Source organism: Profundicola chukchiensis, from assembly GCF_029664245.1.
Lineage (GTDB): Bacteria > Bacteroidota > Bacteroidia > Flavobacteriales > Weeksellaceae > Profundicola > Profundicola chukchiensis.
The window spans coordinates 293,650-304,037 of record NZ_JANAIE010000004.1 but is presented as its reverse complement, the minus strand read 5'-3'; the positions used below and the strand labels follow the sequence as shown (position 1 = coordinate 304,037).

Here is a 10,388-nt window from a genome sequence, read left to right as displayed (position 1 = left end):
GATTCATAGTTATCTATAACTCTCAGAAACTTACCCGAATATTCTGGATAGTTTTTATTGAATCGTTCTTCTATAAATACAGCGTGCTTATGGTTTTTAGCAAAAATGATGGTTTTACCTAGCTTATCACCTCCTTCTACTTTGATTCCGTGATTCATTAAATAATCTAAAACCTCATCAATGGTATTATTATTAAATAAAAACTTATTAATGGCTGTTTTACTTATTTCAGAATCTTCTACCTCTGTTTCTCCATCAAAAAAAGTCTCTTCGTATTTAGCTTTATCTGCCTCTGATAATTCACTGTACTTAATGCCTTCATGAACAAACTTAACGGGCAGATTGATGGCTTTTGGTGGAACTAAGAACTTATCTTGTACGGCTTGATTAAGCTCATACGCAAAGGTTGGGTTATCATCCTCAATATTAAAGAGTGTATAGGTATTATGGTCTATATCTTTTTTAGGCGTTGCCGTTAATCCAATCAATATAGCATCGAAGTATTCAAATATAGCACGGTATTTTTGATACACCGATCGGTGTGCTTCGTCTATAATAATGACATCGAAATGTCCAGGACCATAGAATCTACCGTCTTCATTTTTTTGACTATCAATACGGTTCATGATGGTCGGATAGGTAGAAAAAACCAGCCTCGTACCATTGTCTTCCTTCTCCTTAGTCAAGTCTATGGAACTTAGATGTGGCACATGCTCTTTAAACGAGTTTTTGGCCTGTGTCACCAAGGCATTTCTATCAGCTAGGAACAGCACTCGCTTAGCCCAATTGGACTTCGTGAGCATGTCTACAATAGCTGCGGATACTCTGGTCTTTCCACTTCCTGTGGCCATTACCAACAAGGCTTTTCTAGATTTCCCTCTAAGTTCGTTGTCGTGTGTGGTGACTAATGCTTCTGCCACACGCTTAATGGCTTCTAATTGATACGGTCGACCTGCAATGTCTCTATCTACCTGAAACTCTCGTAAGTCTTTTCTTGTTTTTCTTCGTTCTATGAGATATTGTAGCTCATCTTTGGTATAGAATCCACTTACTTCTCGCTCTGGATAGAAAGTATCGTCCCACACATGGGTTTCGAAACCATTACTATAGAATATAATAGGTCTCTGCCCTGTCATTTGCTCTAGACAGTTGGCATATAAAAAAGCTTGATGTTTTCCTCTCTTGGGGTCGTGTAGCGTTTTCTTAGCTTCTACGACTGCCAAAGGCTTACCGTTGTCTCCCCACAATACATAGTCTACATAACCATTTCCCGATGCATTCACCGAGCTAGGCATACCTGTAACTTTAAACTCTAGGTCGCTATGCATTCTTAAATCATCCCATCCCGCTTCTTTTAACAGCACATCTATGTACATTTTGCGCGTCTCCATTTCAGAGGTTAGCTCTGGAATCTTCTCGTCAAAATCTACATTTACTTGGCGCTCTTCTTTACGCTCTTTTAATTCTTGTTCTTGCTGCTCAATCCTAAGTCTTAATAACTCATTCTCCTTCTGAAGTTCTTCTGTTTTTTCTTGTTGTTTTTTCTTGTCCTCTAGTAATTTATCTACAGCGTCAGATTTGGCTTGTAGCTGTGTTAAAGTTTTTTCGTTGAGCTCTCCTGTTGGAATATAGGCCTCTTCAAAAAATGGAATGTCTGGCTCTTCTTCGTTGTAATTAAGTCCAATAAAAGAGAGCAATCTAAAGATACTTCTCAGACAAATTAAGGCTTCTTGATTACTTACCTTTTTACCATGGGCTGCATTGTTACCTATTCTTCTAACCAGTGTAAGCTCGTTTAATAAAGAGATTTTTATATCATTCTTAAAAGAATCGTGATATAATAAGGAAGCTAGTTTGGTATCATAAGGTCTTTCGTAATCGGGATCGTTGTCATATAGCCAATTCAGCGTAAGCTCTAGGACTACCCTAGTTTGCAATGCAGCGTACTTGGGTGCTTTATATACATAATTCTCTGCCTCTACTGCCTCACGGTAGAGTTCTGGAAAGTCATTTTTGATAAATTCAAAGTTGCTCTGCATAACTTTTGGCTAATTAAAGTTTTAAATTACTAAGAAAAGATTTGATAACCATATTTATTGAACTAAAAACCAAAGCTTTTCACGAAAAATATATTAATTCAACTTGGGCTAATTAAGCTTAGCTACTACCAATCATCATTTTCTTCGTCATCACGCTTACAGTCGCTACAAAGTCCTCCATTTACATAATACTCATAACCACCACATCTAGAACAAGTATTTTCTATCTCGTCTTCACATGAATCACAATAATCATCATAACTGTATTTGGAAGATCCACATCTCGGACAAGTAACTTCTGCTATTTCGTCATCAATATCATTTTGAATTTTATAACCATCCGTATAGCTGCATTCTGATCCTGTAATTTGGACTTCAAACTTTCTACCATCATATAGTCTTATAGAACAGTATCCATTGCTATCTAAGTCTTGAGAAGAAAATTCGCTACCATCTAACCAACCCGTAAAAAAATGGATAACCGTAACTTCATTATCCTCAACTTCCACATTTAAAGTAAAATTACTTCTGGCTCCTGTATCTGGATTGTAGTATTTAACATCAGCACAATAGGTATCATCTGGATAGGCTTCTTCTTCCTCTTCATAAGTATAGCTTTCTTCATCATCAAAATTGCTATAAGAACTAGCTGAAGACTCTTTACAAGCCTGTGTACAGATGAATAGGAAGCAAACAAAGATTATCCTTAGCAGATTCATACCAATTCTCCTTTAAAAGCTTTTTGTAACAAGCTATTGAACAATTCTTCGCTTTTTTCTAAACTTTGTTGAGCTAAAGCTTTCTGGGCTTCTATCGCTTCAACACGTTCTGCGAATTGGTTTTGTAATTCGATCGGTGGATTGATAAATTCTAATCGGCTCAAAATTTTTAACGTTAAATATTTAGTTCCTGAACCTATAGATACATTTTGAAGTTGCTTTAGTTTACTTTCTAAATGAAACCTAAAAAATGGATAGGTTGATTTTTTATTAATTAATGTTAAGACATATGTTCTTTGGTAGGCATTAAACTTTCCTTTATAATATTTAACGTCATATATTCCAGCTGCATTGTTCCCTGCCAATAGCAGAGCCTCCTGATCAAAAGCGAATTGATTAATTCTGAAAACATCTTTAGCGCAGGTAAAAAAGGGATATTTACCATCAATATCAGCCATATTGCTATCAAGCTTACCTGTTGTATAATTGAATATTTCTAAGAACTTAAGCTTCTCCCATCCCTTTGGATTCGTTACAGGATCCCCAAACATATCCAAAAATAAACTTTGTATTAGCTCGTCATATTTTTCGATGAGTTGTTGGTCTAGTTGGCGAAGTTTATCGGCTTCGTCTAAAATGGCCGCAATTTTCTTTTGGGTTTCTAATGGGGGAAGAGGGATTTTGAATTTAGCTAATTTGCTTCTTGAAATTCTTTTCCTAGTAGCTCCAGTACTTTGTCTAGAACTTTCTGAGAGCATAGAAGGGCTATTCAATATATAACATACATACCTATTGTCAACATCATTATTAACTCTTAATATTGCAACATCAACAGCTGTAATATATCTAAATTCAGAACTCTCAATAGGGAATAAACAAGCTCTTCCAATAGGATCGGGCATCCTTGCAATGAGAATATCACCTTTCTTAATTTCTGTACATTTTAAAGATTCAAAGGTATTTTGATTAATAAACTTTGAAGACTTATCTAAAAAAATCCCAACACCAATATCTGCTAACTGCAATAATCTAACATTACCATCTTTATCTTGATCTTTACTTTCAATCCAATCCCCGTCTTTAAACAATCCATTATTTGAAATTTCTTTTAAAGTAACATACTTCATAAGTTCATCATTTTTTCCAAATTAGACATTGCATCCTTCCTAGACTTATCTATATTCTTAATAGAATCAATTATAGTTTCAGGAGCATCATACTCAATTTCCTCGTAAACAATTTCCTTATATCGGTTGATAGATAAATCCCAATCGTTTTCTTTAATCTCCTCTAGAGGTACCATGAAACTTTGGTCGGTGCGCTCTCTATGGGCTTCGGCTTCTAAATTTTTAAAACGTTCTATGATGTCAGGTATATCATTGTCTTTAATCTCAGAACGCTTATCATCTAAACTATATCCATCGGCCTGCATATCATAAAACCAAACCTTGTCTGTTCCGCCAGAATTGGTTTTGGTAAAGAATAAAATGGCCGTACTAACTCCAGCATAAGGTTTAAACACACCAGAAGGCATAGAAATAACGGCTTCTAGTTTTTGGTTGTTGACCAATTCTTCTCTTATGCTCTTGTGGGCTCTAGAACTTCCAAACAAAACTCCATCGGGTACAATTACAGCAGCTCGTCCTCCTACCTTTAGGGTACGCAACATTAAACTCAAAAACAGTAATTCTGTTTTCTTGGTTTTGGTGGTTTGCAACAAACTACTCTCTACTTCATCATAGTCCAAACTTCCTTTAAAAGGTGGATTGGCTAGAATTATGGTGTATTCGTTTTCAATGCCAGCATTGGCCTCGCTCAAGGCATCTTTACCAATAAGCACAGGCGTTTCGATACCGTGCAATTGCAAATTCATAGCTGCAATACGCAACATAGAAGGATCGAATTCGATACCGTTAAACATCTTTTCGCTAAAGTGCTCTCTAAAAGTTTTGTCTTGAAACCAATCGTTGTGGTTATGATAAATATACTCACCCGCAGAAACTAGAAACCCTGCTGTACCACATGCTGGGTCGCAAATGATATCATCTTTTTTAGGCTGCGTCATTTCTACCATCATATTGATGATATGGCGCGGCGTACGGAACTGTCCGTTGGTACCTGCTTCAGCAATCTTAGAAAGCATGTATTCATATAAATCACCTTTGGTATCTCTGTTGTCTAGAGGTAGCTCATCTATCTGTTGCACCACTTTATCTAACAACTTAGGCGATTGAATCATAAAAATAGCCCCCTTCATAAACCTTGCAAACTCACCACCTTCAGCTCCGATGGTTTTCATAAAATCAAAAGCTGTAATGTCATTCAGTTCACGCTGTTGCTTGGTAAACAAGTCAAACATGGTTTCTGGATCCTTATTCTTAAAATTAGACCAACGCAATGGACTTTGCTCTTCGGTATAGATAGGCTTCTCAATCGGCACACCCAATAGGTTGGCCTGCTTTTCCATTAGAATCTGTTTGTCGTCTAATTGTTTTATGAAGATAAGATAGGTAAACTGCTCTACGACAGTTAATGGATTAGAAATACCTCCAGTCCAGAAGTCGTTCCATATTCTATCTATTTTACTTTTAGTTTCTCCAGTAATCATGTTTTAATGTTTTGGGTTTTAAATGTAATTCTTAAAAATCTCTTCGGCAAACTTTGGTAAGCATTCCCCTACCCAAGCCTTAAAATATATGGGATAATAGACTGCGCAAGCACTACGACATCAGAAGATCTCATAAGTTCTAATACCGCATAACGCATTAAATCATCCAAATTTTAATTGAATTTTTAAGATAGTTCATCCTCTACCATAGGTTTTTAAAGTCTTATTAGCAATGAATTTACCATCACCCTAAGACCTGCCTATGTATAAAAGATAAACGTGGCTAAATATAAGCAGACCAAGCATCATTAAAAAGTCCAAAATAGTCCAATTTGCTTGGAAAGATGGAGGGATGGAAAAGGACCTCTATTTTTAAAAGCAGGATATTTGGCTTTGGGGTTTATGGGGCTAAATTTTAAGTTGGGGTTGATTGGGGTTTTGTATAACCTGCCGAGTGCTTAGCAGTATACATATTGCTAGCTGTTTTTCTGTTTTTTAATTCTTCAATATTTTTAAGTGTTTGAGGCAGCCATATTTTTTAGCAAATTTTTGTTTGTGTGGTTGTATTGAGCGACTTGCCAATGAGTATGGATACTTGTATTAGGTTTTCTTTGTTGTAATAGTTCCGTCCAATTCTTCATTCTCAAAATAATAAGCACCGCTAATTTCTAATCTTCCTTGATTTTCAATTCCGAATGATCGTCCGCCAATAATTCGCTTTTCTCCTAGTATCGTCCAAATAACCTTTAATTTGTTTTCACATAGAAACTTTAAAAAAGAACGTTTCCTAACAAGAAGATAAGATTTTGAATCATGATAAACATTTGCTGCAAAACATTGAACCATATCTGAATTGTCTATAAACTCACCCTCTCTTTGGCTATATTTTAAATCCATACCCTTGTGAATAACAGTACTTGGTTTTAAAAAGCTAATCGTTTCCTCTTTCGAGTTGTCAAATTCTTCCTCCCATAAAAAACCTTGTGCGGTTACATTTACCTCTGCAACAAATTTACCTGATTCTCTGTCGTAGACTTCTGTCCATTCCGTGCCTCCAAAATATTCAGTCATAAAATAGTCCTGAGCAGGTGACCAATAATATTCTCTGCTGAACATCTCGTATCTGTCACCACTTTCAGGCATCCAACGCCCCATGAATTCCTGTTCGATAGCCCAATCTTTAAACGAGTTGTACTCATCATCTTTAACTAGATAACTTCTAATATGACACCATAGCTCTTTATGTGGTTGATCCCATTTTTCTTCTCCAATTTTTTTTGGTTCTGACCAAGATGGGTATCCCTCCAATACCAACCATTCTTCTCCCATATCATCTTTAACCTGGATGATTTCTTCCATTTTAGGCAGTACACTTGAATCATTTACCCAGCTTTCGTTTGTACAGTCCCAATTAAATAATTTGTTATTAACCCACCAGAAATCTTGAGGCTCGTCATCATCATAACTTCCTGTTTCGCTAATAAGCAATGTCGGATCAATATCTCTTATGTAAGGGTCCCAAGGACCTTGGTATGGCACTTCTTTTTCCTTTTCAAAACTCCATCTTTCATATTTCTTGAAATTGTCCGAAACTCGCGCTATCATCTCGTAAAGAGCAATCCACTGGTACTTTTTGCCAATTCTCTCAATTGTTGATGCTCTTCTGTCAGATGAGCTTGTGTTACTATCGTATTTACCATGTTTTTCTACGTCATAACCATATTTTTCAAAAATCCACTCTATAGCAAGATTACTAAGCTGGTTAGTATTAACATCCCATGACCTTAAAGCACTTTCAAAAGTGTATCTTCCAAAATCTCCGTATCCACCAGTACCTCGACCGTACTCGGTTGTCATTGAACTAAGAATCGAATTCTGAGACCAATAGTGCTTTTTGAAATCCTTGGCGTCATAATCGAATTTGTATTTTTTGTCAATCTCCTCATTAGTCATGATTTTTTGAGGAAATGAACTTTTGTATGGAGGTCTTACATCTTCAATATCAAAAGGTAACTCAATACCCGAAAAACTTGTAAACTCAATTACTCCCCTTGCATAATCACGAAGTAGAACATGGGGATAAACTTCATCTTTATCCTTAAATATGGTTACGTATATATAATCACTTAGGTCTACTAATTCCTCTTTCTTATTTGTTCTCACTGCACAACCGTAAGCAACGGCAAACAAACGATCATAAACGTATGGGTCATTTACCGTTTCAAACTTTTGGAGTAATTCAATAAGTAAATGAACTCTGTTTTGAAGCAAACAAATCATTGCTTTTGTAGAACAGTCTCGAAGCTCTCTGTTTGTAGAAGTATGAAACCATGCTAAGGTAATGCTCGAAAGTAAAACTGATTCATCCGAGATGTGCGATTTGTCTGTTTCACTCCATGCCCAATCAATAAGCCTTTTTACTGATGATTCATTATCATATTTGTATTTGAGCAATTGTGTCCAATTTGCATCTCGGTCAGGAAGTGTGAACTTTAGTAAATGATTATGTAAAGAGCGGGCATTGAAGAAATGGTCTGGGATTGCTGTAACTGCAAGAATAGTTTCCCAGAAATAATCATGTGTACTTTGGTAGGATAATACATGTTCATTTACATATTTCTTTGACTCTTCATTAATGGTATCTACCTTTCTCCAAAGTAAACTTTCAACAAAAGACTCAACAATTGGATATTTATCCTTTAGATCAGGAATAAGGCTATAAAACTCATAACCTTTGATTTCAGGAATCTGAATTGACAAAGCCTCAATTAGTCCTTTATACCTATAAACTGCGTTTTCATTTTCTACATATTTATAGAGTTTGCCATTTTCTTTAAACTCTTTCTCTAATTCAGGATATTGCTCAAGCAGGTACTGAACAGTTAAATGGTCCTCAAATCGCTCGTAGGCCAAATAAACTCCTTCTTCATAATCATCCGATTCTTTCCAAAAGAGGTTTTTTGATAATACACCTTCTGTAATTAATTCATCTATAAATCCTTTTTTGTCGATAAAACTTGAAATAGATTCATTGACGACTTCATAAGCTTGTTCATATGGAACATATCTAAGTTCATTATCTACTTTGTACTTTATTAAAGCATTAATGGATTTTTGTACTAAGTTTAAACTATCTGAGAACCCAACTCTTTTTGGTTTTGATAAAACAACATTGACGTTTTTGACGAAAAAGTTAATAATTGAAGTTATGCCTTGAAGACCATCTGGGATACGGGTTAATCCTGCTTTATTAATTCCCTCACAAAATAGTTTTAAGAAGAGTGGATTTTTAAATTCTGGATGCAACAGTGGTACATTAGGCAGTTCAATGCTGTAATTGTCAAAAAACAATTTGCTTGCTTCATATTCGATATTCCTAAATCCATAATGATGATGTTCAACAATGCCTAAGCCAGTTCTTTCTTCTTCAGGGAAAATTAACTTCTTGTAAGAGGTTCTTATAGTCAATACAAGACCAAGCCATTCATATTTCTTTATCTCATTAATGAAGCTTTTTATAAACTCATTCCAGAAGTAGTTCCCTTTTCCTTCATTGATTGCATCAATAAAAAGGACCATTCTCTTTCCTGACTCTTCCGCTCGTTTATTTAATTTTCTGAGAAAATCTGCGGACTTAGAGTTTATTTGAAGTCTTTTGAAAATTTGTGTCCATGGATCTTCTTCCGTAACAAAATGTTGACCGAGAAGAAAAACACTTTCATGTTCTTTATTAATTCTCCTTGAAACTATATCTCCAATCAAATGTGATTTCCCAATGCCAGCTTCACCATCTAGTAATAAAAAAGGATTGTTCGCAAGTTTGAATGAGGAGCTATGAATTAAATTTTTAAAAGTAGAAAGCTCGTGTTCAAACTCTCTAATAATTCTTAATTCAGTACCGTGTTTATGATAATATTGGTAGTCATTTTTTTCTTTTTGGACTTTATGTTCTTCAGTTATATAATAGTCATAAATACCTTGAACAGAGCTTTCAGACTTGTTCAATAAGTCTTCAAAGTCATTTATCGGAATTGGTGCAGTTCCTAAGAAATCAGTACTTTGAAACAAAGTCTGTAATTCATCAAAGGCATTTTCTAAACTCTCAAGACTTTCTTTAATTTCAGGTTGATTCTTTAATACTTTTTTTCCTTTTATCAGAAACTGATCAAATTGCTTTGTTACTTTCCTTTTAAATTGTTCGGTTCTTCCTAGGCCTTCGAATATTTCAGATACTTCAAGTTTTACATTTAGCTCAGGAGTGTACCTTTTTCCAAGGTCATCAATTGATGATTTACATTGCTCAATGAACCATTTTTGATCAGGTTGAAATGTCGTTTCGGAGTGAAGAGTTTGAACAGTTGAACTTATTGTATCAAGTTTTCTTTCTATCCTATTGATACTTTCACCTAAATCAAAGATTTTGGCCTTGTAATTTTCTTCAATAAATAGCTTCTTCAGATTGCTGTCATTGTTAATCTTTTCTGTGAAAATTCCATAAAATGCTTCCAATTCATTAGTTCTAGGAATCAAAATGTTGGAGTTATCTTTCAATAATTCAATTACAGAACCATAATCGGTTTGTGAATTGTTGAATAGAATATACTTGTTTAGTTCATCAAACAATATTTGGGAGTGATAAAAAGGGAACTTGTTGGAAGCGGTTTTTGTTGGATTTTTTCTCTCAAATTCCTCAACTGTTTCATATATAATTTTAACCAGTCTATTTTGATACTTTTTTGTTGGGAAGAAAAATTTCTTTAGCGGTCCGTAACCTTCTTCTTTTATAAATTGATCAACAAACTTGAGAGATACGTATGTTATAATTGTAATTGATACTGGCTCCATATAATTTTAAATATTATCATTTCCTAACCAAGGATTGCAAAAACCAAAAGTGCTATTTGTGCGGTAGCTTCGCAGCATGGCATATAACGTTTATGTATATAAACTGTGACGTGTTTCGGCACACACCTCTACAGATGAAAACCAGCTTTAGAAAATCCGTAGAATTTTCCAAGTGTG

General features: G+C 35.1%; 5 protein-coding genes. All 5 read right to left on the bottom strand.

Going from position 1 to position 10,388, the window contains the following annotated elements; translation table 11 throughout:
* Positions 1-2,039 (bottom strand): DEAD/DEAH box helicase family protein (locus tag NLM59_RS07615; protein WP_304417166.1); only part of this gene is annotated, 2,039 nt, incomplete at its 3' end.
* A 125-nt stretch (positions 2,040-2,164) separates the two neighbouring features.
* A complete protein-coding gene (locus NLM59_RS07610) occupies positions 2,165-2,758 on the bottom strand; it encodes a hypothetical protein (protein ID WP_304417165.1) in 594 nt (197 codons plus the stop codon).
* Entirely contained in the window at positions 2,755-3,885 is a 1,131-nt protein-coding gene (locus tag NLM59_RS07605) for a restriction endonuclease subunit S (protein WP_304417164.1), read from the bottom strand. Before NLM59_RS07605 ends, NLM59_RS07610 begins: the two co-directional genes overlap by 4 nt.
* Positions 3,882-5,366, bottom strand: a complete 1,485-nt coding sequence (locus NLM59_RS07600) for a type I restriction-modification system subunit M (protein ID WP_304417163.1) — start codon at positions 5,364-5,366, stop codon at positions 3,882-3,884. The genes NLM59_RS07605 and NLM59_RS07600 overlap by 4 nt, the downstream gene beginning before the upstream one ends.
* A gap of 600 nt (positions 5,367-5,966) precedes the next feature.
* On the bottom strand, positions 5,967-10,211 hold the full coding sequence (gene avs2 / locus NLM59_RS07595; RefSeq protein ID WP_304417162.1) for an AVAST type 2 anti-phage system protein Avs2: 4,245 nt from the start codon (positions 10,209-10,211) through the stop codon (positions 5,967-5,969).
* Positions 10,212-10,388 lie beyond the last annotated feature (177 nt).

Coding starts and splice junctions, on each gene's coding strand:
- NLM59_RS07610 (WP_304417165.1), bottom strand. CDS start 2,758: ATGAATCTGCTAAGGATAATCTTTGTTTGCTTCCTATTCATCTGTACA.
- NLM59_RS07605 (WP_304417164.1), bottom strand. CDS start 3,885: ATGAAGTATGTTACTTTAAAAGAAATTTCAAATAATGGATTGTTTAAA.
- NLM59_RS07600 (WP_304417163.1), bottom strand. CDS start 5,366: ATGATTACTGGAGAAACTAAAAGTAAAATAGATAGAATATGGAACGAC.
- avs2 (WP_304417162.1), bottom strand. CDS start 10,211: ATGGAGCCAGTATCAATTACAATTATAACATACGTATCTCTCAAGTTT.